Raw genomic sequence first — 24,260 nt, forward strand, 5'->3', positions numbered from 1 at the left:
TGCGGTCATTGGGGTGCTATGGTGAGCAACGCGTCCGTCATGGCCTGGGCAAGGTAGCCGATGGACAGGGCGCCGCCGTAGCTCCACGTCGACTCAACACCCGCCACTCGATTGGCACGGGCGACAGGCATGGCTTTCCACAAGGGCGCGGCAAACAGTTTCTCAACTCCCGGTGAGGGTTTGAAGTAAAGCAGAATGCCGTCTTTGCTGATCGTGCTCAGCTCCGTCATTTTCTTCTGCACGATGCCCCACTGGTTGGACTCCTGATCCATCGCCATGCCGAACCCCATTTCAGTCAACGCCGCCTGCGACATCGCGTTGGGGCCATACACCATGACGACCGAGCTGCTGGCAAAGCGGACACCGGTCACCTGCGGTAAATCCGGTCCAAAATGCGCTTTGAGCTGTTCACTCAGGCTGGCGATATGGGCATCCATGGCGTCCAGCTTCTGACGGGCCATCGCCTCCTTGTAGAATAACCGGCCCAGCTCCAGGAAAATCTCGCGTGCGGCTTTGGCGTTGTCGTGATCCTTGTTGTAGGCATCGAAAAACAATACCGGCGCGATCTGCTCCAGCTTGTCTATGAGACCTTCCTGACCGTTGGAGAGGATAATCACATCCGGCTTCAGCGCGGCCAGTTGCTCAATGCTGGGCTCATCGCGCTTACCCACATCACTGGCACCATCCGGTATCGCCGGACGCACTACCCAGGTGTTGTAGCCATCGATATCCGCGACGCCTACCGGCTGGATACCCAAACCGATCACATCCTCGGTCATCGCCCAGCTGATCGAGACTACCCGCTCAGGCACGGTGTCGAACTCGTGTTCGCCGCGACTATCAGTCACGGTGACGGCCGATGCCGAGCTGCTAAACAGTACCGTCAGCCAGCACAACCCAGTCAGAAAAAATGCACGAACAGCCATCAATTACCTCTCTGAAATCAGGCCACTACCGCTACCGGGCGTGTGTGCCCCGGCTGCGACACCAATTGAATATCAATACTGTAGAGCTCACTGAGACGGGGCTCTGACAAGAGTTCATCAGGGGCGCCATCAAACACCACCCGTCCGCCCTTGAGCGCAAGGACTCGATCGGCAAAGCGCGCTGCCAGATTAATATCATGCAGAATCACCACCACACCCCGACCGGATTGCCGGTTGAGATCCCGCAGCAGGGACATGGAATCGTACTGATGTGACAAATCAAGCGCGGACGTTGGCTCATCCAGCAACAGCAGTGGCGACTGCTGAGCCAACAGCATTGCAATCCACGCCCGCTGCCGCTCACCACCGGACAACTGGTCGGTAATCTGATCGGCATAGCGGGTCACGTCTGTGCGCACCATTGCATCGTCGATCGCGGCCAGATCCTCTGCCTGCCAACGACCAAACAAGCCACGCCAGGGGAAGCGCCCCAAACGCACCAACTCGCGCACATTCAAGCCGGCCACCTCTGGCAGGCGCTGGGGAAGAAATGCAATTTTACGGGCCAGATCCCGGGCGGAGTAGCGGTCGATGGGCTTGCCTTCCAGCTTGACGGCTCCTTCATCCGGCGCCATCTGCCGGGCCAGCAGATTCATCAGGGTGGATTTGCCCGACCCGTTATGACCCAGTATCACCGTAAAATCCCGGGCGTTAATGGTCAGGGAATCAAGCGCCAATATGTCTCGCCCGTCACGGTGCACCCGAATATCAGTGAGCTCCAGCATATTCCATCAACTCTTCTCTGATGCTTTGCAACCGCTCTGCGGGCCTGAACTTGGGGCAACCGGCACACAGGTCATCAGCGGCACAACGATAATGCATGCAGCAACCTTTTCTGCTGAGCCCGAGACGGACGACATTGTCATCCAGCTGCACCGGAATAAGACCCGACTGCCCCTCAAGACCTGCTGCGGCCAGCCAGCGGTCGGCCAAAAACTGCAGACGATCCATATTTGCGCCGTCACGCAAGCCCGGCAAGCGCATCAACCCGCCGACAATACTGTCGGCCACAAGACGCATGGCACTCAGGGGCTTGAACCGGATAACATCACGCAACTCGGCAAGTAGCTGATCGCACACCTGACGCAAAACGGCTCCACCGGCATCGATAAGCGCCAGCTCAGAATCCGCATGCCAGCCACTGTCGGGTAACTGGTAGCCGGCGACATAACCGTACCCGGGACCAGTTTTCTGGCGCAGCGCATCTATCGGCGGCAATACGCCCGCCCCGTGCACACCAACGATAGAAAGTGCAATGGGCTGCCAGACCAGAAAGGTCCAGCATCGCGCTGACCAGTAGGGAGCACCGGCTTCCGGAAAACCGGCCTGCAAGCTTTCCACCAGCGCGACAATCAGATCCCGATTGTCCTGCCCCGCGATAACACACGGGCTATCCCCCGAATACCGCTCCCCGGCTAACGCGGGATGCACCAGCGAAGACAGCTGGAAAAACCGGTCAAGATCAGATGATTGAATCTGGGGCATGGGCAGATGCAGACATAGCAGAATAGGGAAGGGCCCCGGGCGTCCAAACGCGTCGCCGCAGCGCCATTGTGATGAGAACAAGTCTACCTATGCACCCCACCTAACGCAAATGCGAATTTATATCATTAAGCTTACTAAAACAGCCCAATGACGGGTTACCGGCTTACCCCGACATCCAGCCCGTGAAAGTTGTCCCGGCACGCAGGTTTGGCTATTATGCGGGCATCTCCAGGGGAGTAGTCTCCGGCAAGGCTTGGCCTTCCGGGTGGCGGTCAACAAACTTGAGGCACATCCTCATGGCCGCTACGTCCTGTTATTCGAGGATTGACGAGACCTGGGATATATCGATCTGCCATGGGGCGGGGGTCGATCTATCCCAGTGTCTGAAAATAAACCGCCCCCTGTCTACGGAGATTCAATGGACGCCTTTCTTGCCTCAACACTGGCTGTAGCGATTGCCGAAATTGGCGATAAAACCCAGCTACTGTCACTGTTTCTTGCCTGCCGCTTCGCCCACCGCACACCTATTGTGCTTGGCATTCTTGTAGCAACACTCCTCAACCACGCATTGTCGGCTCTGCTCGGCGCCTGGTTGGCCGAAGTTATTCCCGCAGGCTGGCTGCCATGGATCATCGCCGGCAGTTTCATCGCGATTGCTGTCTGGTTGCTGATACCCGACAAAGACGACAGCGAAGACTCGGGCCTGCTTCGATTCGGCGCCTTTACCGCAACCACAGTGATGTTCTTTCTCGCAGAAATCGGTGACAAGACCCAGATCGCGACCGTGGTGCTGGCTGCCCGCTACGACAACACGCTGATGGTGGTACTGGGCACGACCGTGGGCATGCTGCTCGCCAATGTCCCGATCATCATGGCGGGGCGCTGGCTGATGGATCGCATGCCTCTGACAACAGCCCGGATCGCAGCCTGCGTGCTGTTCATTATCCTTGGGATCATCACGCTATGGGGCGCCTATAACGGTGTCCAGCTCAGCTGATTGCCGTTGCAGGGGGTGCATCCCGCCGGGTTGATTCACTAGCCCGGCGGGACTCTAGTCTTTTAACGGGTCGGCCTTGCTGACGGAAACCTCGCCATTAGGCGCCACGCGTTCTATCTGGATAGCGGAACCGGCAGAGCGCAAATGCAAATCCCGTTGCGGGAAAGGCACCTCGATACCCTCGCGACGGAAGACATCATCAATCCCCCACAGATAACTGGAAATGACATCGGACTGGCGCTTGAGCACTTCCGGCTGAATCCAGACCGCCAGTACGAAATCGAGACTGCTGTCGCCAAATCCGGTCATCCATACTTTTGCATCGCGGTCGGTCACGCCGCTCACCGTGTAGGCATTCGCAGTAACCACTTCCAGCACTGATTTGCGCACCAACTCCTTGTCACTGCCGTAAGCCACACCAAACGGAATGCGTAACCGGCAATTAGCATCCGAAAAGGTCCAGTTGGTGACCTGGCCGTTAACCAATTCGGAATTGGGGATAATAATTTCGATATTATCCGGCGTGCGGATAATCGTGCTGCGAATATGAATCGCCTGTACCTCGCCCCGAAGGCCCGACGCCAGTTCCATGAAATCGCCGACCTTCAGCGTACGATCAAACAGGATAATAATCCCGGAGACGAAGTTGTTGACGATGTTCTGCAGACCAAAACCGATCCCCACACCCAGCGCACCGGCAATTATCGCCATCTTGCTCATATCCAGGCCGAGAAATGACAGGGCCACCAGTATGCCCAACGCAATCAGCGCGTAGTGGACCATACGCTTGATGGTATAGATCGACGCATCGTTCATTGACTGGCGCCGCCCCGCCAGCGCGTCCAGCCCGCGCCGCAGAACACGCGAAGCCAGCATTGTAATAATCAATGCTGCAAACGCTGCCAACACACCTGAAACGCGTATTTCCACGTCCCCCAGGGTTATCAGCGAATAATTCAGCCATTCATTAATGGTGTCCGGATTCACAACAGGCCACTCTCTTTATTTGAACGGGATTGCCGGCCCTCACACTTCGGCAACACCGTATGGTGTATTGCACTGGGCAACTGCAGTCTTGGTTTGTCCATTCGAACCATTATCCCGCGACGCTGTCACTCTATGAGATAATAGCGGTATCGATCACTATGTGCTCATATTGTCCACACTGGACGCGCTGGCGCGCAACGGGTAACGTCATTTGCTTTAACAGTGCGGCTGCAGGGCCAGCATCGGCAAACACATCATTGAAAGTCAGGGCGATAGATGCCCAAAGGAAGAGAAATGGCAGTATTCAGACGCAGTCTGATGGTTACCAGTCTGGCGCTTTTTGCACTGTCGGCCAGGGCAGATAATGTTCAGTCGACCCCTGTCGTTGCACCAGATAGCCCCCAGGCATCATCCGCCAAGCCAGAAAAGGCCACTGAAGCACCGCGCGAAAACCGGCTGTTTCCCGTCAAGGATGATGTGATTGGCAGCATGCAGTCAATGACCACCCGCTACGAAGATACCTTCGCCGATATCGGCACGCGAACCAGCATAGGCTATCTTGAGCTGGTGCACGCCAATCCGGGTATCGATCCCTGGCTGCCGGGCGATGGCACACGCATTACCCTGCCACAGCAGCATGTGTTGCCGGATTCACCACGTGAAGGCATTGTGGTCAATCTGGCTGAATTCCGCCTCTATTACTACAAGGATGGTGGCGTTAAAACCTATCCCGTCGGTGTTGGCAGCGAACAGAACCCTTCTCCGCTAACCAAAAGCAAGGTCACCATGCGGCTCGAATCGCCCGCCTGGTACCCGCCGAAAAGTGTACGGGAAGAATATGAAGCCTCAGGCACACCGCTGCCAAGGGTGATCCCGCCCGGGCCCGAAAATCCGTTGGGCAACTACGCGCTCAAGCTCAGCGCAGAGGGTTACCTGATTCATGGCACCAACAAGAAGTTCGGTATCGGCATGCAGGTCAGCCACGGCTGCATCCGCATGTACAACAACGATATCAAGGAACTCGTTTTTGACGTGCCCAAGGGCACTCCGGTGGCGTTTGTCGATCAACCGGTCAAAGTGGGCCTGAACGGCAATGAAGTCTGGCTTGAAGTGCATCGTCCGAAAGAGGACCTGGACGCACAAACCAAGGACCGCTTGTGGAAAGCCGTGATGGCGCGCATGGATACCTTGATGGAATCCAACCCCGGCCTCGAGTTCCAGCGAGCAGCTGTCGAGAACGCGATTGATCAGGCGGACGGCATTCCCCGCCTGGTCGGCGAGCGGACCCGGCAGGTGGCCAAAGCAAGCGTTGAGTCAGGCAGGAAAGAGCGGGTTTCCCATTAAGGAAATGCCCGGGCGGATAAGAGCGGTGCAGCAGGTGTCGCTCACACAAACCTGAAAGTTTTCCTGAAGACACAAAAAAGGGCCGGATAAACCGGCCCTTTTTAGCATCAGCTCGAGCAATACTTACTTCATGCTCGACTTCTGCAGCATACGCTTGGCACGCTCGTTTGCTTCTTCAGCAGACTTCTGAGCTTTCATGGCAGCTGCCATGGCATCTTCAGCCTTGCTGTATGCAGCGTTGGCACGGCTTTGAGCCGAGTTAGCTGTGCTCAGAGCGTTGCTAGCAGTCTGCTCTGCAGAGTTTGCAGTTGCAGCCGCATCATCCATTGCTTCCTGGGAGCCTGAGCTAGCACAACCAGCAGTCAGAGCGGTAGCCATTACAAAACCAGCGATCATCAACTTGCGCATTCTAAATACCCCTTATTGGTGGTTATGTCTTCCTGTTATTGCAGAAGTCTGCGGTTTCGACATCCTGTCGATACCTGAGTTTGGACTACAAACATCCAAATCGTCTTCGTCAGTGTAGAACACTGCGTCATGATTAGTGAACTATAGACGACTGAATTTACTAAGCCAATTACCGCTTCGTAACTCAGCGATGAGCAAACAGGAAAACTCAGGGATAGATTTTAATCGGGGTACCATCGCTGACCAGTGACCAGATCTCGTCAATTGCAGCATTGGAAACCGCAATGCAGCCATCTGTCCAGTCCAGACCCGTGTAGGCAAAGGCCATGTCGCCAACATCGTTAGGTAATCCATGGATCATGATCTGCCCACCCGGGTCGAGTCCCCAGGCAGCTGCATCTTCCCGATCCCGGTCATTAGGGTAGGAGACGTGAATCGATTTGTGGAACTGACTGCCAGGATTACGCCAGTCGAGTGTGTACTCGCCCTCAGGCGTACGCTCATCGCCTTCGAACAACTTGTGACCCACCGGATTATCGCCCAGTGAAATCCGGTAGCTGCGCACCGCCTCACCATCGGACATCAGATAAATACGGCGCTCGCCTTTTCGCACCTCCACCCGATCAACGCGAATGCCGGTCGTGCTGTCATCCTGCGATTTCGCTTCAGGATACTGGGTGATCGCCATCGCCAGATTCTCCGCCGCAGCAGCACCGGAAAAAAGGGAAATTGTCAGAAGCACGAGGGCCGAGATACGCACAAACATAAACCGTCCGGAAGATTGCATAAAAGTAATGCGCTTTGTATAGCACAGAGATCTGTAACGTTCGACTTCAAAACGTAATTTTGCGATCACTCCAGCATCGCCAGCAACCGCTGGTCCAACTGCCCGGCATCCAACTCAAGACGACTGATGATCTCCAACCGCCCTTCCGGTTGCGGATCGATTCGCTCTGACGCCGCATCGCCACCGACTGCATTGATCGCCAACCAGCCGTCAGCGGTTCTTACTACGCCCTTGACCCGGGCGAAGCGGGCGTCCATCACCACACCCATCAGCGGTGACCTTTTGAAACAAATTTCAGGGCCCATCTGCCAGCCAATACTGAAATGTCCGTCACCGGCGTTCTCCCGATACCACCATTCAGCCTCCGTCGCTGTTTCGGTCTGCGCGACGGCACTCTCGGCACCGTGCCCGTGATGGTGGTGAGCAGTCGGAAACTGGAGCGATCGTGGAGTTGAGGGTAATTGCAGCCACGCGGGATCAAGCGCGCCATTGCGGGTATGCGCGATCCGGGCTTTTGGTGGCTGAAAACCTTTGGCCCAGAGATCAAAGTTCGCAAGCTGGCTGTCCGAGCACAGGTCGATTTTGTTCGCGACCAGTACATCCGCAATGGCTGCCTGATCCTGGAACTGGACGTCCTTCAAGACGCGCGAATCATCCAGCCGCCTTGGGTCAACCAGACAGAAGGTGGACTCAACCGATAGGAGGTCAGTGTAAAACTCGCCGCGCAAAATACGCATAATCTGTTCGGGATGCCCCAGTCCGGTGGGCTCGATCAACAACCGGTCAGGTTGTGCTTGCTGAATCAGCATATTGAGCCCCATCTGCATGGGCAGGCCGGCCACGCAGCACATGCAGCCACCAGGCACTTCCCGAACCATGGCGCCACGAGCGCGTAGCAGGGCTCCATCGATCCCGACTTCGCCAAATTCGTTCACCAGTACAGCCCAGATTTCGCCCTCCGGCTTGTGCTGCAACAGGTCGAGAATCGCGGTGGTTTTCCCCGCCCCGAGAAAACCCACAATCAGGTGGGTTGGTATTGGTCGTGTCATGAGTGATTCCCGTCAGACACCGCAAATGAAAATGGATACCGGGCCTATGCAGACGGCGGCTTGCTGTCTTCCAGCTTAAGACCCACCTTGGTGACGCTGTCGGCGTCCGTTGCCCGTGCAACCAGCGATACAGGCCCCAGCGTGACCCTGTCACCCACAACCGGATGACCCTTGGTGCGACGGGCGAAACATTCGGCCAGCGACAAATCTGGGGGCAGCTCATCAAACTCGATCCCATAGACCTGCTCCACATCACCCAGCAAGGCATCGCCGTTCAGCACGAAGTCGCCAAAGAAGGCGCGTTCCCTCAAATGCTGGGGCGGCTGACGACCGCTCAGTGCATGGCCCAGTTCCACCAGATTCTCGGACAGCGCGAACAACGCAAGCACGTCGCCTTCCTGCACCTCGAGCTCAGGAGAGGGCGCGATACAGCCACGATCCCTGAAGATCCCCGCCACCGCCGCCCGCTCGGGCAGGTTCAGCCTGTTCAGCGGCCGTGGCTCACCCCAGCGCTCCCCTCTGAGGGGAAACAGCATCAATTCGTGATCGCCGGCCGCCGCTATATCCAGCGGCAAGCGGCGGTATGGTTCAGTGGGAGCCGGCACTTCCAGCTTGAGCCAGCGGGCAAATCCAGCCAGCGAACTGCCCTGTACGACCAGCGAAATCAAAACCACGAAGAAGGCGATATTGAACAGCAATTGCGCTTCCGGCAAACCATACATCACCGGAAACAGGGCCAGCACGATGGGTACAGCACCGCGCAGCCCCACCCAGCTGATAAACGTCAGCTCCCGACGGTTGAACCCGAAAGGCCAGAGCGTGGTAAAAACGGCCAACGGCCGCGCAAACAGTATCAGCACCAAGGACAACAACAAGGCGCTGCCGGCAATCGGTAGCATATCGACCGGTTTCACGAGTAAGCCGAGAATCAGGAACAGGCTCATTTGCGCAAACCAGGCCAGCCCATCGTGAGCCTGCAGAATCATGGGCATCATGCGTACCTGCCGGTTACCCAGAACAACACCGGCAAGATAAACTGCAAGGAAACCGCTACCACCGAGACCGTTTGCCGCCGAGAACAGCGCCATGCCGGCAGCCACCACCAGCAGTGGGTAAAGCGCCGGCAGCAGGTGCGAACGATTGACCAGCCAGGCCAACGCCCGACCACCGAGCACTCCCAGCAATGCGCCGATACCGAATTGCTGCACCAGCAGCAGAACGGCGCCCCATACCGAACTCTCGGAACCGGTTTCTACCAGCGCCAGCAGCATCAGCGTGAGAAAAATCGCCATCGGGTCGTTGCTGCCCGACTCGATTTCCAGCGTCGCACTGACTCGTTCATTCAGATGTAATCCGCGCCCCTGCAACAACGAAAATACCGCTGCAGCATCGGTGGAGGAGATCAGTGCTCCCATCAGCAGCGCCGTCATCCAGTTCAGATCGAACAGCCAGTACGCGACCGCACCGCAGATAACAGCGGTCATGAGGACGCCGATTGAAGCCAGCACCAGCGCCGGTTTGAGGCCAACGCGGAAAGTCTCAGCCCGGGTACGCATACCACCGTCGAGCAGAATCACCGCCAACGCGAGGTTGCCGACAAAAAAGGCCACTTCAAAATTATCAAACCGGATACCGCCGGGGCCGTCTTCGCCCATGAGCATGCCGACGCCGAGAAATATCAACAGCACGGGCATGCCGAGCCGGCTGGAAAGGGGGCTAAGCAGAATGCTGATGACCAGCATTGATGCGCCGATCAGGGTAAGCGTTGGGTCCATATCATCTCCACCAGTTAACCTGATAATAACAGTTCAGGCAGCGCCCAACGCCCATTTCATTATAAATTTTAAATATTTAGCGCCGCTTGTGAAACCAGGAAAAGGTCTGAAAAGACCGCTCAGTAAGCGGAAGGTTCCTTTGGCATCGAGACAACCTGATCGCGGCCGCCTGATTTGGCAGCGTAAAGTAGCGTATCCAAACGCTTGAAGGCATCCTCCCTGGATTCGTCCAATTGTACTTCGACGACACCGAAGCTTGCCGTCATATGGCCATTGAATGGCAACGGCATCTGACGAATCGACTCCAGCAGGCTTTGCGCGAGACGCACAGCCCCCTCTGCAACCGTGTCTTCACACAGAATCAGAAATTCTTCACCACCCAAGCGGTAGACAACGTCGGTCGAGCGCACTTCGTTGCTGAGCAATCGCCCGAGACGCACCAGCACCTCGTCACCCGCTGCATGACCGTGGCTGTCATTGATGCGTTTGAAATGGTCGATATCCAGCATGACAATTGAAAATGGCACCTGCTTTCGATGGAAGCGTGCCATATCCCTATCCCAATGGGTCTCAAGGTGGCGACGATTGAAGGCACCGGTCAGCGGGTCAACCGTGGCTTCCTGACGCAACCCAAACTCCAGTTTTTTAATCTCGGTGATATCATTCAGATAACCATGCCAGAGGATAGCGCCATCATCCAGCCGCCGGGGAAGTGCCTCACCCCGCAACCAGCGTTCACCATGACGCGGCAGCGATACACGGAACTCGCAGAGCCAGCGTGACAGTGTATCTGCAGACAAGCGGACGGATGAACGCACCATTGTCTCGTCTACCGGGTCGATTCTCCCGAACACCAGCGCTGCGTTACCTTGAGCCTCTTCCTGCGTCATCTCCAGCAAATGTTTGACGCCATTGCTGACATAAAGAAAGCGGTCTGAACCGTCAGACTTCAACAGATATTGAAAGATCATTCCCGGTACGCTGGCCGTCAGCTCCTGGAATAGTTTGTCACTGCGCTCCAGTGCGGCCACCGCCTCCAGATAATCCGTCATATCGAGCCCGATCGCGAGATATCCCAAGTGCAGGCCGTTGTCGTCACGAATGCTCGATAACGTCAGACGAACCTGCCGGTGTTCGCCGTTTTTGCGCCGATAGGTCCAGCGTCCTGCACGCAAATCAGGCCGGGCGACACAGGCTGCCAATACACCCATACCCTGGATGGAACGACCCGTCTGACGGCTGAGCGTGGCTTCCCAGGCGGTTATCTCCGATGGCAGGTGGAAATCCACAGGCGTCAGACGACCAATCACTTCCTTTGAGTCGTACCCCAACAGCCGCTCTGCACCTCGATTAAACAGGGTGACCGTACCCAGAGGATCAGTCGCGATAATTGAGACATCCTCTGCAGACGCCAGCAATCCCGACAGGAAACCGTTAACCTCACGCAAGGCCAGCTCGGCCCGCTTAACATCATCAATATCAGAATGGGTACCGATCACCCTGGCCGGTTGCCCCGGCGCCAGCCACTCAATCACCTTGCCCCGATCAAGAATCCATTTGTAATGACCGTCTTTGCAAAGCAGGCGATGCACATCCTCGTAGTAAGGCGTCTCGCCCCGAAGGTGCTCTTCAAGACTGGCCTGACTGCTATCTTCATCGTCCGGATGTTTGCGACTGATCCATTCCGAAAGTGTATTGCCGATTTCATCATGGCTATAGCCCAATAACGCTTTCCAGCCATCCGAAAAAAAGACCTCATTTGTTCGCAGGTCCCAGTCCCAGACGCCGTCACCTGAGCCTTCAAGCGCAAACTGCCAGCGCGCTTCTGATTCGGACAAGGCTTTCAGCGTGGACTGCAATTCGCTTGTCTTGCTGGCTACCATTCTCCGCGCGCGGGAACGCTGGAGCAGCACCAGCGCGATATAGCCGGCAACCAGAACGGATACAATCCCACCGGAAACAAACACAAAAAGGGCGGTTGGGCGCCGTTCCCAGTCAGAAGAATGCGTCGGCACAGCGGATACCTGAAGGGTTCTGTCTGCGACATTCATGTCACGGCTGAACAGCAAACCACTGCCGTCGTTGCCGGCGCCGTTGCCGCTGAACAGGGTTTGAACCGCATCCGGGTCAGTGGTATCCACAAAAGAGAAGTTAAAGTCGTGACCGCCGACCTGTGCCGCTGAAGCCACGTCCGCCAGATTGAACAGCCTTAACCCAAGCCCGACAAACCCCCGCAGATTGCCGAAGTGGTGATCGGTAATATCCTGCACCGCCCCTCTGGCATATACCGGCGCAAACACCAGCACCCCCGAACTCTGGACCGGATCGTCAATGGTTCTGACATCACTGACCACCACTGCGCTGCCTTGCGCCATCGCATCCTCATACGCCGCCACGCGCCGGGGCAGATAACTCACATCAACCCCTTCGATGCTTGGCTGGGGGGCTGTTGAATTCACAAACGAGATCGGAAAGTGGCGCTGGACATCCCCGGACGAAAGTAGCTCCACAGCCGGCGGTTTGCGCAAATGGAAACGCGGACCATAAAAAAGCCGCATATGATCAAGGTAAGAGGCGAGGCGGGTAGTGGGGATATTTTCGATCCAGGCAATCGTCATCTCCAGACGATCGGACAAGCGCACCATCTGATCGAACTCATCTTTCGTGAGATTCGGATTGAGCGTGATAAAGCGCCGAACGGTGTCCAGCTCGCGAAGCTGCGCCTGTAGCAACTCCTCAATCAACAGAATGCGGGAGCGCGCTTCCTGTTCGAAGCGCGCCTGGACGATCTGGCGTTCGACCTCGTCCGCTTTCAGCGCAAGAATGGCCGTTAATACGAAGCCGGCCACAAGCGAGACCAGCACGGGCCATCCCTGAGTGAGTATTCGCCGCATTGCAGACTGGGGATCTGTTGCCAAAGTACGATCCAGACGAGTTGCCGGTTTTACTCAACTCTAACACAGGGTTGCCAACCCTGCCTGCGACCACCCTTGCCAGCCGGCAGGCCGGCGCTTATATTGCGGGTGAGGCAATCCTCATGCGGGTGTAGCTCAATGGCAGAGCAGAAGCTTCCCAAGCTTACGACGAGGGTTCGATTCCCTTCACCCGCTCCATACTTTCCCCTTGGCTTCGATTCCCCCTCACGTCATTCGCCACTTCCGGCGGACCGAACATCAGCCTCAGCCGCTGCTTTAATGACAGGCCGGGCAGGCAGACATCGCGAAACATGTCTTTCCATTCGTGAAAATTAAGCGCCACCGGGTTGTGGGTGTGGATCTGGCGGGGAATGCCGTAGTCCGGCTGATGGTCTTCCTGTTCCTCTACAAAGGTGCCGAATAGCCGGTCCCAGATAATCAGGATGCCGCCATAGTTGCGATCGATGTAGATCGGGTTACGGCCGTGGTGAGCCCTGTGGTGGGACGGGGTATTGAAGAACCACTCCAGCACGCCGAGTTTGCCGACCACCTGGGTATGGATAAAAAACTGGTACGCCAGACTCATGGCCACGACGAAAATCACCGATTCAGGCGGAAAGCCGATCAATACAATCGGCAGCCAGAACAGCCACATACCGGTAATCGGATAGGTAATGCTCTGGCGAAACGCGGTCGACAGGTTAAGCTTTTCCGACGAGTGATGCACCACGTGAGAACACCAGAACCAACGGATCCGATGGTGCGCACGATGGAACCAGTAGTAGACAAAATCCTGCACCACAAACAGCATCAGGATAGTCCAGCCGTTGAACGGTATATCAAACAGCCGGACATCGAAAAACGCGTTGTAGACTACGATGGTCAGCAGGGCGGCAATGACATCGCTGGCCTGGTACAACCCCGCCAGCGTCATATTGCTGATGGTGTCTACCCAGGTGTAACCGGCAGAGGGATAGCGTTGCTGATTGCCCCGCAAATGCCACCATTCGCCGGCCATCGCCAGAAAAAAAGCGGGGGCAAGGGCGAGGGTGACCAGATGGGGATCAAACCCCAGCAAATCGGTCAGTGGCGTGGGTGACATGGCAGCTCCGGTTTAACCTTTGATGGAAACCAGTATGCCACCCGCTGTCCGATTTAACGTTGACGAATTCCGACGAATCCACTCGCAAATAGCGTCAATGCAGTTTCAGACGCGGCTGCATCGCCCGACTCACCCGATCCATCAGCCAGATCACGCCAACACGCAGGAAGCCGTGCAGTGCCACCTGATGCATGCGGTAGAGCGAGATGTAAAACAGTCGCGCAACCTTGCCTTCAATGTACATGCTGCGACCGGTGAGATTGCCCATCAGGTTGCCGACTGTGGTGTAACGGCTGAAGTTGATCAACGACCCATGATCGTTGTAAACGAAATCCACCGGCGGCTTGCCCTGCAGACGGTTTACCAGGGTTTCATAGAGGGTATCCGCCTGCTGATGCGCCGCCTGGGCTCGCGGTGGCACCGGGCGGTCAGAATCCGGCTGAGGGCAGGCCACACAGTCGCCCAGGCCGAACACATTCTCGTCCCGCGTGGTCTGCAGATTCTGGTTCACGACCAGCTGATTACCGCGGTTGGTCTCCAGACCGCCCAGTTCATACAGGAATGCCGGTGCCTTGATGCCGGCTGCCCATATGGTCATTTCAGACGGCACTTCGGTTCCGTCTTTCATAACGAAACTGTGCTTGCGCACTTCCGCAACCGGCTGGCCAGTCTGGACCTCAACGTTATGGCGCTCCAGCTCACGCGTCGCGGCAGCTGACAGTCGTGTGGGCAAAGCCGGCAGAATACGATCAGCCGCTTCGATAACCCGAATGGTCACGTCTTCCGGGCGCAGATGGTTCATGCCGTACACCGGCAGCTCACGGGACGCCAGACGCAACTCGGCCGCCAGCTCTACCCCGGTTGCGCCGGCGCCGATAATGCTGATGGGCAGCTCATGGTCGCGGCCTTCCTGTGCTTCGTGATTCTTGCGCAGGAAGGCATTCAGCATCAGCTGATGAAAACGATGGGCCTGCCCGAGACTGTCGAGGAACAGGCAATGGTCCTGCGCGCCCGGTGTGCCGAAATCGTTGGCGGTGCTGCCAACCGAAATCACCAGCGTGTCATAGGCAATCCGCCGTTCAGGCACGACTTCTGCGCCTTCGTGGTCGTGAAATGCTTCGACCACCACTTCCCGCTGCTCACGATCAAGCCCGCACATACGCCCGAGCTGAAACTCGTAGCGATGCTTGCGCGCGTGGGCACGGTAATTGATTTCGTTGGCACTGGCATCAAGCGAGCCGGAGGCCACTTCGTGCAGCAAGGGTTTCCAGACGTGGGTCAAACCTGAATCAAGCAGTGTGATGCGCGCTTTTTTACGCTTGCCGAGTTTATTGCCGAGGCGAGTGACCAGTTCGAGGCCGCCAGCCCCGCCACCGACAACCACTATGTGGTGCAGTTTATCCTGTTGCTGATTTTCCATATCAAACATCTCATAAGAAAAGACAGCCAAATGCTCTGGTATAAAAGCCTTTGGCTGTCTTCACTTGCCCTTTACATCCGGGCGACAGTGGAAAAGCAACTCATCCTAACGTGAAGGGTATAGGGGAACAAACCGGTAAGTTCAGGCAGATCAATGCGCTGGCGACTTCTGCGTATAGCCATCCAGTATACTGACCATATCATCCGCCACCTGTTCGACGGTCAGCGCCGGCACATCGCGCTGGGCAAATGACCGTAACCCCATGATCTGGGCCTGTAACAGGCGCGCCAGACGGACACAATCGACCCCTGGTTTCAGCTCACCCGCATCTCGCGCCTCCGTTAGCACCGCAAACAAACCCTGTTCCAGTGCTTCCAGAAGCTCATTGGCCTTGCGTTGTATCGCCTCGTCCTGGTAGTTAATTTCCAGCAGTGTTTTAACGATCATACAGGCCGCAGCCGGTGGAGTGGGTGCGTTTTTGGCAATACAGGTTCGTGCCAGTTCACGCAGATAAGCGCTGATACCGCCAATAACAGAATCAGACGCGTTGATGTGAGCACGCAGCGATACTCCCATCCGGCCCGCATATACATCCAGCGCTTCGAGAAAGAGCCCGCTCTTCGAGCCAAACGCGGCATACAGGCTACCCGGGCGCATATCCAGCGCCTGCTCGATGTGCTTCAGTGACGTGGCGTAATAACCCCGTTGCCAGAACAGTGCGACGGCCTTTTCCAGTGCAAGCTGGCGATCATATTTTACAACGCGGGGCATACTGCCTTCTCCCGACACATCCCGGAATCTATAGCCGAGAGGTTCTGAGCAAATCTGAATGATCACTCAATTTTAACTTGAGTGATCATTCAATAATAGTTACGGTGACTCTCAAGTTGAGCAACCGCTCAAAAAGAAAATGCAAAGCCAACCTTGAGGAGACAATGTATGAGCGATTTCAAGAAACATGATCGGGCATCTGCACCTGAAGCGTCCAAAGCCCTTATCGACAAATCTGAAGCTACATTCGGTCGACTTCCCGGCTTGCACGCCATTATGGCGGAATCTCCCGGACTGCTTGAGGGCTACCAGACCCTTCACCGGTTGTTCCAGGACACGAGTTTTGATGCAGACGAGCTAACCGTGGTCTGGCAGACAATCAACGTTGAGCATGAGTGCCACTACTGTGTACCGGCTCATACCGGTATCGCCAAAATGATGAAGGTCTCCGACGACATCATTGATGCGCTGCGTGATGAGACGCCATTGCCCAGCGACAAACTGGAAGCGCTGCGCACCTTCACTCTGGCGATGGTACGTACTCGCGGCAACGTGACCGAGCAAGACCTGCAAGCTTTCTATGATGCCGGCTACGCACAGCGCCAGGTACTGGAAGTCATTCTTGGCCTGTCACAAAAAGTGATGAGCAACTACGTCAATCATATTGCGCAAACGCCAATTGACGAGCCATTCAAAAAATTCGAGTGGAAAAAGGCTAAGTAATTACGCCCTATTGCTCACTCCCCGGGGTACGGCCACTGTGCCGTGCCCCGTCCCAACAGGGCAAACGAAAACACGCCCAGTCTCGCCTCCCTGAACGATCGCTTTATCCTCCGTGGCAGAAGCGCTACCAGCCAGTTGGCAATCCCTTATTCGCCAGATTCCTCCCGCGCGCCCCCAAACCCCGGGACATCGCGTTTAAAGGATGACGAATCGTTTAGCCACTGCATCTCCACTGGACACAGACGAAACGCCCCTGTTACAACATTAGCATCCACACCCGACAGAGGAATCAATTGTGAAGCTTGAAGTCAAAGGACTCCCGGACCAACAACCCATTCCCGAAATCTTCGCGTTTGGCGTGTTCAATGAAGCAGACCACATGAGCTTTGGCCGCAATCGCAACCCAGAACTTGTCTGGTCAGATGTGCCGGAAGGCACGCGCAGCTTTGCGGTCGTGATGTTTGATGAAGACGTGCCCAGCGTAGCTGATGACGTCAATCAGGAAGACAAAACCATTCCGAAGGACCTGGAACGGGTCGATTTTTTCCACTGGTTGCTGGTCGATATTCCGCCCAACATTAACCAGATCGCCGAGGGTACCGACAGCGACGGCGTGATTCCCAAAGGCAAGCCGGTTGCACGCGATTCCATCGGCAAGCCGGGTGTGAATACCTTTACTCATTTTCTCGCGGGTAATCCGGATATGGCCGGCACCTATACCGGCTACGACGGCCCCTGTCCGCCCTGGAACGACGAGCGGGTGCACCGCTATCACTTTGAGGTCTACGCGCTGGATGTTGCCTCACTGGAACTGAGCGACGGCTTTGAAGGCGACGCTGTCAGAGAGGCGATGAAAGGCCACGTGCTGGACAGCGCAAGGGTCAGCGGTACCTATACCCTGAACCCGGAACTGCGCTAACCGGGCCTGCCAGCCACAAAAAAGCCGGGCAGCCCCAGTGAGCTGTCCGGCTTTTATGACCGGTCATCAGACCCCGGTCAGTGATGCAGGATCTGCTGCAGGAACTTCTGGGTACGCGCTTCACGAGGGTTATCAAAGAACTCGTGGGGCGGTGCCGATTCGACAATCTCACCCGCATCCATAAAGATCACCCTGTCAGCCACTGTTTTGGCAAAACCCATCTCGTGGGTTACGCAAATCATGGTCATGCCGCTGCCTGCCAACTCGATCATGACATCCAGCACTTCCTTGATCATCTCCGGGTCCAACGCCGATGTCGGCTCGTCGAACAGCATGATTTTCGGCTTCATGCACAGTGCCCGTGCAATCGCGACCCGCTGCTGCTGACCACCTGAAAGCTGCCCGGGAAACTTGTTCGCCTGCTCCGGAATTTTTACCCGCTCCAGGTATTCCATTGCCGTTGCTTCCGCTTCCTTGCGAGGCGTCTTGCGCACCCAGATTGGTGCCACGCAGCAGTTTTCCAGAACGGTCATATGGGGAAACAGATTGAAGTGCTGGAACACCATGCCGACTTCCTTGCGCACGGAATCGATCTGCCGGACATCATTGGTCAGTTCCACATCATCGACAATGATTTTACCCTGCTGGTGCTCTTCCAACCGGTTGATACAGCGTATAAACGTCGATTTACCCGAACCTGAAGGGCCACAGATGACGATCCGCTCGCCTTGTGCCACGTTAAGGTTGAGATTTTTCAGTACGTGAAACTGGCCGTACCACTTGTGCATATCCTCGACGCGGATAATGGTTTTCTCCGCCTTGGCGGAACCTACTGCATCGCCGTCACTGCGGTCCTGCTGTGTTTGCATTTGTTCAGTCATTTTGCGTATCCATCAGGTCTTGTGACCAGTATCCAACTTGCGTTCAAGGTTCTGGCTATAGCGCGACATGCCAAAGCAGAACACCCAGAAACAGAAAGCGACAAAGACATAACCCTCAATAGCCACGTTCTGCCAGGCCGGGTCGGTCACCGTCGACTGCACCGTACCGAGGATGTCGAACAGGCCGATGATCAGCACCAGCGTGGTGTCCATGAACAGTGAGATGAAGGTGTTAACAATGCCCGGTATGACAAGCGTCAGCGCCTGGGGCAGGATGATCAATCGCATCTTGCGCCAGTAACCCAGCCCGAGTGCACTGCCCGCCTCGTATTGCCCTCTGGGAATCGCCTGCAGACCACCGCGAATAACTTCCGCCATGTAGGCCGACTGCCATAATGTGAGGCCGATCAGTGCCCGCATCAGTTTCTCGAAGTTCATCCCTTCCGGCAGGAACAGCGGCAGCATCACCGAAGCCATAAACAGCACGGTAATCAGCGGCACCGCCCGCCAGACTTCGATGAAAATAACGCAGAAACCACGGATGATCGGCATTTCCGACCGTCGCCCCAGGGCCAGCACAACACCAAGCGGCAGTGAGCCCAGAATCCCGATGTAGGCCAGAATCAGGGTCAGCATCAGCCCGCCCCATTTGCTGCTTTGCACCTCTTCCAGGCCGAACCAGCCGCCCGGAATGAGGAAGTAGCCAATGATCGGCAAGCCGGTCATACCGAAAATGCCAAACCAGCGACGGCCCGGAAAACGCTCGATAAACTGGGGCACAAAAGCGACCGCCAGCAGTGCAAACATGATGTCCACACGCCATTGCAGCTCATCCGGATAGAAACCATACATGAAGAAATTCATGCGCTGATTGATAAACAGCCAGCAGGCGCCCGCACTGGTGCAGTCACTGGGCGATTCGCCAGCGAAGTTGGCATCGAAAAATGCCCAGTTCAGCAGCGGCCAGAGACTGGTCACCAGCAAGTAGCCCACCACCAGGGTCAACAGAATGTTGTACCAGGTATTGAACAGATTGTTCCGCACCCACTGAACGGGGGCGAACGCGCGTACAGGAGGTGCCATGGATTCGCTCATCATCTCTCCTTAAGCGCGACTGCGCGGTTGTAGATATTCATAAAGAAGGAGATCAACAAGCTGACAGCGAGATACACCGCCATTGTCATGGCCACCACTTCTACCGCCTGACCGGTCTGATTCAACGTCGTGCCCATAAAGACCGACACCAGATCGGGATAACCGATCGCTGTCGCCAGCGAGGAGTTCTTGAACAGGTTCAGATACTGACTGGTCAGTGGGGGAATAATCACGCGCATGGCCTGGGGGATCACCACCAATCGCAATGTCATGCCGGAATGCAGACCCAGCGCACGGGCGGCCTCTGTCTGCCCCTTGCTGACCGACAGAATCCCCGAGCGAACGATCTCAGCAATGTAGGACGCCGTGAACAGGGTCAGCGCCACCCATAGCGCGGCCAGTTCCGGCAGCACAGTATAGCCACCGCCAAAGTTGAAGCCCTTGAGTTCCGGTACGCTCCACTCCAGAGGTCCGCCGGTTATCAGGTAAGCCAGTACTGGCAACGCAATCAGCACCACAAGGCTGACTTTCACGGTCGGAAAGATCTGACCGGTCGCAAGCTGCCGTTTATGGGCACAACGTTTGATGACAACCACCGCAGCGATAGCGAAAACAATCGCTGCGATCACCCAGCCAAAGCCCGGTTGGGTGATCGGTTCTGGCACCGAGAGCCCCCGATTGTTCAGGAAGATCATCCCGCCCATATCCATACTTTGCCGTGGTGACGGCAGAGCGCCCAGGACCGCGAAGTACCAGAAAAAGATCTGCAGCAGGATGGGGATATTGCGGATCACCTCGATGTAGACCAGCGACAATTTGGCAATCAGCCAGTTGCTCGACAGGCGGGCCACACCGATCACAAAGCCCAGGATCGTGGCCGTTACAATGCCCATGGCAGACACCAGCAAGGTGTTTAACAGACCAACAAAGAAAGTTCGCCCGTAGCTCATGGTGGCATCGTAGGGGATCAGACTCATAATGATGCCGAAGCCGGCAGACTGATCAAGGAAGCCGAAACCGGTACTGATACCACGACTTTCCATATTGGTCAGCGTGTTATCGAACAGTGTCCAGCCGGCATAGAAAACCGCGACTATCGCCGCGGCCTGAAAGAAAAGAGCCCTCACTCGCGGATCATTCCACGGTTTGGGTTGCGCAGCGTTAGGTTTAACTTGGTTCATGCAGAATCCCGAAAGCACCCATGCGGAAAACGTGAATCTCGGCATCACCAGCGGGCCGTTAACCGGCCCGCTGGTGTCTGGTTGCTATATCAGGAATTAACGCACTGGCGGCGCGTACAGGATACCGCCATCATTCCAGAGCGCATTGATTCCGCGGTCCAGTCCGAGCGGCGTGTCCGGACCAACGTTACGGTCGTACATTTCACCGTAGTTACCAACTTCCTTCACCACTTTGTAGCCAAAGTCAGCCGGCAGGCCGAGCTTCTCGCCCATGTCACCATCGGTGCCCAACAGGCGCTGGATATTCGGGTTGTCCGACTTTTTCATGTCGTCCACGTTATCCATGGTCACGCCCAGTTCTTCAGCGTTGATCTGCACCGACAACACCCACTTCACGATGTTGAACCACTGATCGTCGCCCTGGCGCACAACCGGGCCCAGAGGCTCCTTGGAAATGGTGTTTGGCAGAATGATCGCGCTGTTAGGATCGGTCAGCTTCGAACGCAATGCCGCCAACTGCGAACGGTCAGAGGTCAGAACGTCACAACGGCCGGCAGCAAAACCCTGAACCGTCTGCTCTGAGGTATCGAATACCAGCGGCTTGAACTTCATGCCCTTGGCACGGAAGTAATCCGCAAGGTTCAGCTCAGTAGTGGTCCCTGCCTGAATACAGACTGTGGCGCCATCCAATTCCTCAGCATCCTTTACGCCCAGATCTTTCTTCACCAGAAAGCCCTGACCGTCATAGTAGTTTACGCCGGCAAAGTTCAGGCCCAGTGAGGCATCACGGGTCAGCGTCCAGGTGGTGTTACGGGACAGCACGTCGATTTCGCCGGACTGCAGCGCGGTGAAGCGCTCCTTTGCAGTCAATGGTGTGAACTCAACAGCCGAGCCCTTGCCGAAAACCGCCGCCGCAATTGCGCGACAGGTATCAACGTCAATACCTGTCCAGTTACCTTTGTCGTCAGGCTGAGAGAAGCCGGGCAGACCCGACGTCACACCACACTGGAGATGACCTTTTTCCTTGACGCTATCAAGCGTTGAAGCCGCCATCGCGGTGCCCGTCATAAAGGTACCGACAAGGACGGCGGTTCCTGCAGCGAGTGAAATCAGTTTTTTCATTATAAGTTGTCTCCAAAATCGGTTGTGTGCATAACAACCTGGCAACAGCAAGGCCTAAGCCAATCTTTGCAAGTTGTTGATATTGTTTTATTTTTGATATTTATCTGCTCAAAACCACTGCTTTTTGCCCTCAACCAGATGCAATGAGCGACGTTGCTGCACACTTCTGGTGCGCCTGCCAGCCATCCGCGCTGAGTGATATGGGCTAGGTCTAGCATAGAATAAAATTGCAGCTTGCACCGAATTGGAATGCATTACAGATGAGGTTTGTTATGTCGTATTTGATGATACAAGTTGGATAACCCCTTGGTATCAAGGAGCCCTGAGGCAGGAGACGTTGGCGGAAGCAAAGCCTAGTAAAAAGGTCTAATCGTCAACTATTTTTATCACGGCTATCTTGGAGCGCCTGCGCTATATTCAGTTTGACGCGACGGAAATAATCCTCATTAACTTGCTGACTGGAGTGCTTTTGCAGCACGGTCGCGCTGTTGCGAAGATTATTCACAAGCGCGCGACAGTGACGACACATCATCAGATGCACCTTCACTGAAAGTCGCTGGCCTGGGCTCAGCTCCCCATCAATATAGTCACTGGCCACGACGGCCAGATCACGACACATCAGCATTTGCCTGTCTCCCGAAACGTTTCCACCATCAAAAATATCCGCTGCCGGGCCCGGTGCAGTATCACCCTCAGGTTAGATGCAGAAACTCCCAGGATGTTACAGACGTCTTCTGATTTATGCTGATGCGCCTCGTATAGCATTAATGCCGAGCGATGCTGCTCCGGCAATGCCGTCAGGTGCTTGTCGAGACAAGCCTTGAGCGCACCGCTTTCCAGCCATTGCTCGGCCGATTCGGTAGTTTTCAAGCGCGGCGGCTCGGACCAGGTGCCCCGGGTCCGGAACCGCGAATCCAGTGCCGGCTCCAACGGTTCCGAAAAATCCATCGCGATCTCCCGCCCCGCTTTACGCAGCCCGTCTTTTGCCTGGTTGGCCACAATCCGGTGCAGCCAGGTTTTCAGACTGGCACGCCCCTCAAATGATTGAATTGCCTGAACCACCTTGATCCAAACCTCCTGAACAGCATCCTCGGCAGAGGCAGGATCAAGATAAAAGCGCGCCACCAATAACATCGAAGGCGTGTAGGCACGCACCGCCTCATCAAATGCAGCCTGCTCTCCGGCCTGCAGACGCTTGATCAGCGAGGATTCATCACCACTTCTGGCTGACGATTCACCTGTTTTCACCATACTCTAGCGCTTCCTCTCGTTATAAAAATGCTGCACGCTGACGCGGCAACATACGGCCTCGAACCATCGAAAACCGGCCTGAGGTGGACGCTGTTTTTCTTCAAAAGTTCACCTGTAACAAATAATCCACCGATGCGTCTCTGTTAGTAGATGCACAGTGATGGATGCATCCTCTAACGAAAAGCTGACGTACAAAAGAAGCATGACCAACACCTGACGTATCCTGGAGACCTGTTGATGACGTCTGCAATCGGTACCACCCTGACCGCTGTCGCACTGATGATATTGAGTATAGGCGCAGCCGGCGCAACCTCCTTCGACCACAGTCACGGTCGCTGGAATGGCCTTCTGCAAGCTCACGTCAGTTATATTGAAGACGGCATTGCGTCGACGGTTGATTATGATGGCTTCGCCAAAGACGAGAAGGCGCTCGACCGTTATCTCGGCTCGCTCTCGGCCGTGTCCCTGCAAACGCTTGATGGTTGGCCGGAAGAACAGCGGCTGGCGTTTCTGATCAACGCCTACAACGCCTTTACTGTTAAGCTCATCCTCAACCATTATCCGGGCCTCGAGTCGATTCGCGACATTGGCAATATTTTTCAGTCGCCCTGGTCACGCTCGTTTTTCACGCTGCTGGGAAAAGAACGCAGCCTGGATGAGCTGGAACACGAGATGATCCGCGAGTGGTTCAACGAGCCGCGCATTCATATGGCAGTGAACTGCGCCTCTGTCGGCTGCCCAGCGCTGGCCGCGTCGGCCTACACCGGCGATTCGCTGGATGCTCAGCTAGACAAGGCGGTGGAGCGCTTCTTGTCCGATTCGACACGCAATCGTTATCTCTCTGTGACAAATCGGTACGAAGTCTCCTCTATCTTTGACTGGTATGGCGATGACTGGAATCGCGATAGCGGCTATCCCGGTGGCGTAAGGGCGTTTCTGAATGAGCATATCGGCCTGATGGCTCAAGCGAAGGTGCCTGACAAGGCCACTTTGAACAAGGCTGAAATCAAGTTCCTGGACTACGACTGGGCACTGAACACGCAAGAATATTCAAGGGAGTAA

Annotated in this window: 23 protein-coding genes and 1 tRNA gene; 6 read left to right on the top strand and 18 right to left on the bottom strand. The window is 55.9% G+C overall.

Annotation, left to right across the window (positions count from 1 at the left end; translation table 11 throughout):
• Positions 1-5: 5 nt before the first annotated feature.
• From ACUN9X_RS01765 to ACUN9X_RS01775, 3 genes are read right to left on the bottom strand one after another with little or no spacing between them, the layout of a single operon-like run.
• The gene (locus ACUN9X_RS01765) at positions 6-926 is read right to left on the bottom strand and encodes an ABC transporter substrate-binding protein (protein WP_445472006.1); all 921 of its coding nucleotides are present in this window, start codon (positions 924-926) and stop codon (positions 6-8) included.
• A gap of 17 nt (positions 927-943) precedes the next feature.
• Positions 944-1,711 carry an ABC transporter ATP-binding protein gene (locus ACUN9X_RS01770; protein WP_260037127.1) on the bottom strand — a complete coding sequence of 256 codons (768 nt, stop codon included), beginning with the start codon at positions 1,709-1,711 and terminating at the stop codon, positions 944-946.
• On the bottom strand, positions 1,695-2,471 hold the full coding sequence (locus ACUN9X_RS01775) for a siderophore ferric iron reductase (protein ID WP_445472007.1): 777 nt from the start codon (positions 2,469-2,471) through the stop codon (positions 1,695-1,697). The genes ACUN9X_RS01770 and ACUN9X_RS01775 overlap by 17 nt, the downstream gene beginning before the upstream one ends.
• Positions 2,472-2,889: 418 nt before the next feature.
• On the opposite strand from ACUN9X_RS01775, the gene ACUN9X_RS01780 reads away from it, so the two are divergent.
• Positions 2,890-3,468 carry a TMEM165/GDT1 family protein gene (locus ACUN9X_RS01780; protein WP_260037130.1) on the top strand — a complete coding sequence of 193 codons (579 nt, stop codon included), beginning with the start codon at positions 2,890-2,892 and terminating at the stop codon, positions 3,466-3,468.
• A gap of 54 nt (positions 3,469-3,522) precedes the next feature.
• Here ACUN9X_RS01780 and ACUN9X_RS01785 read toward each other — a convergent pair whose 3' ends face one another.
• The gene (locus ACUN9X_RS01785; protein ID WP_260037131.1) at positions 3,523-4,455 is read right to left on the bottom strand and encodes a mechanosensitive ion channel family protein; all 933 of its coding nucleotides are present in this window, start codon (positions 4,453-4,455) and stop codon (positions 3,523-3,525) included.
• A gap of 294 nt (positions 4,456-4,749) precedes the next feature.
• On the opposite strand from ACUN9X_RS01785, the gene ACUN9X_RS01790 reads away from it, so the two are divergent.
• Entirely contained in the window at positions 4,750-5,799 is a 1,050-nt protein-coding gene (locus ACUN9X_RS01790; RefSeq protein WP_445472008.1) for a L,D-transpeptidase family protein, read from the top strand.
• Positions 5,800-5,922: 123 nt separating this feature from the next.
• Here ACUN9X_RS01790 and ACUN9X_RS01795 read toward each other — a convergent pair whose 3' ends face one another.
• The 5 genes from ACUN9X_RS01795 to ACUN9X_RS01815 form a co-directional block, all read right to left on the bottom strand.
• Positions 5,923-6,207 carry an Lpp/OprI family alanine-zipper lipoprotein gene (locus tag ACUN9X_RS01795; RefSeq protein WP_260037133.1) on the bottom strand — a complete coding sequence of 95 codons (285 nt, stop codon included), beginning with the start codon at positions 6,205-6,207 and terminating at the stop codon, positions 5,923-5,925.
• A gap of 208 nt (positions 6,208-6,415) precedes the next feature.
• Complete coding sequence (locus tag ACUN9X_RS01800) at positions 6,416-6,973, bottom strand: L,D-transpeptidase family protein (protein ID WP_260037134.1); 558 nt, start codon at positions 6,971-6,973, stop codon at positions 6,416-6,418.
• Between the two features lie 86 nt (positions 6,974-7,059).
• Positions 7,060-8,043 (bottom strand): CobW family GTP-binding protein, encoded by a 984-nt coding sequence (locus tag ACUN9X_RS01805; protein ID WP_260037136.1) that lies wholly within the window; start codon positions 8,041-8,043, stop codon positions 7,060-7,062.
• Positions 8,044-8,087: 44 nt separating this feature from the next.
• The gene (locus ACUN9X_RS01810) at positions 8,088-9,818 is read right to left on the bottom strand and encodes a potassium/proton antiporter (protein ID WP_445472009.1); all 1,731 of its coding nucleotides are present in this window, start codon (positions 9,816-9,818) and stop codon (positions 8,088-8,090) included.
• Between the two features lie 119 nt (positions 9,819-9,937).
• Positions 9,938-12,682 (bottom strand): sensor domain-containing diguanylate cyclase, encoded by a 2,745-nt coding sequence (locus tag ACUN9X_RS01815; protein ID WP_260037140.1) that lies wholly within the window; start codon positions 12,680-12,682, stop codon positions 9,938-9,940.
• A gap of 175 nt (positions 12,683-12,857) precedes the next feature.
• On the opposite strand from ACUN9X_RS01815, the gene ACUN9X_RS01820 reads away from it, so the two are divergent.
• Positions 12,858-12,931, top strand: a tRNA-Gly gene (locus tag ACUN9X_RS01820).
• On the opposite strand, the gene ACUN9X_RS01825 is transcribed toward ACUN9X_RS01820, so the two are convergent.
• The 3 genes from ACUN9X_RS01825 to ACUN9X_RS01835 all read right to left on the bottom strand — a co-directional run bounded on the left by ACUN9X_RS01825 (position 12,897) and on the right by ACUN9X_RS01835 (position 16,026).
• The gene (locus ACUN9X_RS01825; protein WP_445472010.1) at positions 12,897-13,835 is read right to left on the bottom strand and encodes a sterol desaturase family protein; all 939 of its coding nucleotides are present in this window, start codon (positions 13,833-13,835) and stop codon (positions 12,897-12,899) included. The two genes, ACUN9X_RS01820 and ACUN9X_RS01825, sit on opposite strands and share 35 nt — an antisense overlap.
• A 94-nt stretch (positions 13,836-13,929) precedes the next feature.
• Positions 13,930-15,255 (bottom strand): NAD(P)/FAD-dependent oxidoreductase, encoded by a 1,326-nt coding sequence (locus ACUN9X_RS01830; protein ID WP_445472011.1) that lies wholly within the window; start codon positions 15,253-15,255, stop codon positions 13,930-13,932.
• A 150-nt stretch (positions 15,256-15,405) separates the two neighbouring features.
• Positions 15,406-16,026 carry a TetR/AcrR family transcriptional regulator gene (locus tag ACUN9X_RS01835; protein WP_260037145.1) on the bottom strand — a complete coding sequence of 207 codons (621 nt, stop codon included), beginning with the start codon at positions 16,024-16,026 and terminating at the stop codon, positions 15,406-15,408.
• Between the two features lie 168 nt (positions 16,027-16,194).
• Here ACUN9X_RS01835 and ACUN9X_RS01840 point away from each other — a divergent pair, with 168 nt between their 5' ends.
• On the top strand, positions 16,195-16,749 hold the full coding sequence (locus ACUN9X_RS01840; protein ID WP_260037146.1) for a carboxymuconolactone decarboxylase family protein: 555 nt from the start codon (positions 16,195-16,197) through the stop codon (positions 16,747-16,749).
• A gap of 295 nt (positions 16,750-17,044) precedes the next feature.
• A complete protein-coding gene (locus ACUN9X_RS01845) occupies positions 17,045-17,668 on the top strand; it encodes a YbhB/YbcL family Raf kinase inhibitor-like protein (RefSeq protein ID WP_445472012.1) in 624 nt (207 codons plus the stop codon).
• Positions 17,669-17,745: 77 nt separating this feature from the next.
• Here the strand turns inward: ACUN9X_RS01845 and ACUN9X_RS01850 are convergent, their stop codons facing one another.
• From ACUN9X_RS01850 to ACUN9X_RS01875, 6 genes are all read right to left on the bottom strand, one after another.
• Complete coding sequence (locus tag ACUN9X_RS01850; protein WP_445473162.1) at positions 17,746-18,456, bottom strand: amino acid ABC transporter ATP-binding protein; 711 nt, start codon at positions 18,454-18,456, stop codon at positions 17,746-17,748.
• Between the two features lie 105 nt (positions 18,457-18,561).
• Positions 18,562-19,647, bottom strand: coding sequence for an amino acid ABC transporter permease (locus ACUN9X_RS01855; protein ID WP_260037149.1), 1,086 nt, complete (start codon positions 19,645-19,647; stop codon positions 18,562-18,564).
• Positions 19,644-20,825, bottom strand: a complete 1,182-nt coding sequence (locus tag ACUN9X_RS01860; RefSeq protein WP_445472013.1) for an amino acid ABC transporter permease — start codon at positions 20,823-20,825, stop codon at positions 19,644-19,646. Before ACUN9X_RS01860 ends, ACUN9X_RS01855 begins: the two co-directional genes overlap by 4 nt.
• Before the next feature lie 96 nt (positions 20,826-20,921).
• Positions 20,922-21,947 (bottom strand): amino acid ABC transporter substrate-binding protein, encoded by a 1,026-nt coding sequence (locus ACUN9X_RS01865; RefSeq protein WP_260037152.1) that lies wholly within the window; start codon positions 21,945-21,947, stop codon positions 20,922-20,924.
• Positions 21,948-22,320: 373 nt separating this feature from the next.
• Complete coding sequence (locus ACUN9X_RS01870; RefSeq protein ID WP_260037153.1) at positions 22,321-22,572, bottom strand: anti-sigma factor family protein; 252 nt, start codon at positions 22,570-22,572, stop codon at positions 22,321-22,323.
• Positions 22,566-23,198 carry an RNA polymerase sigma factor gene (locus ACUN9X_RS01875; RefSeq protein ID WP_260037155.1) on the bottom strand — a complete coding sequence of 211 codons (633 nt, stop codon included), beginning with the start codon at positions 23,196-23,198 and terminating at the stop codon, positions 22,566-22,568. Before ACUN9X_RS01875 ends, ACUN9X_RS01870 begins: the two co-directional genes overlap by 7 nt.
• Before the next feature lie 237 nt (positions 23,199-23,435).
• On the opposite strand from ACUN9X_RS01875, the gene ACUN9X_RS01880 reads away from it, so the two are divergent.
• The gene (locus tag ACUN9X_RS01880; protein ID WP_445472014.1) at positions 23,436-24,260 is read left to right on the top strand and encodes a DUF547 domain-containing protein; all 825 of its coding nucleotides are present in this window, start codon (positions 23,436-23,438) and stop codon (positions 24,258-24,260) included.

This window comes from Marinobacter sp. V032 (assembly GCF_052645435.1).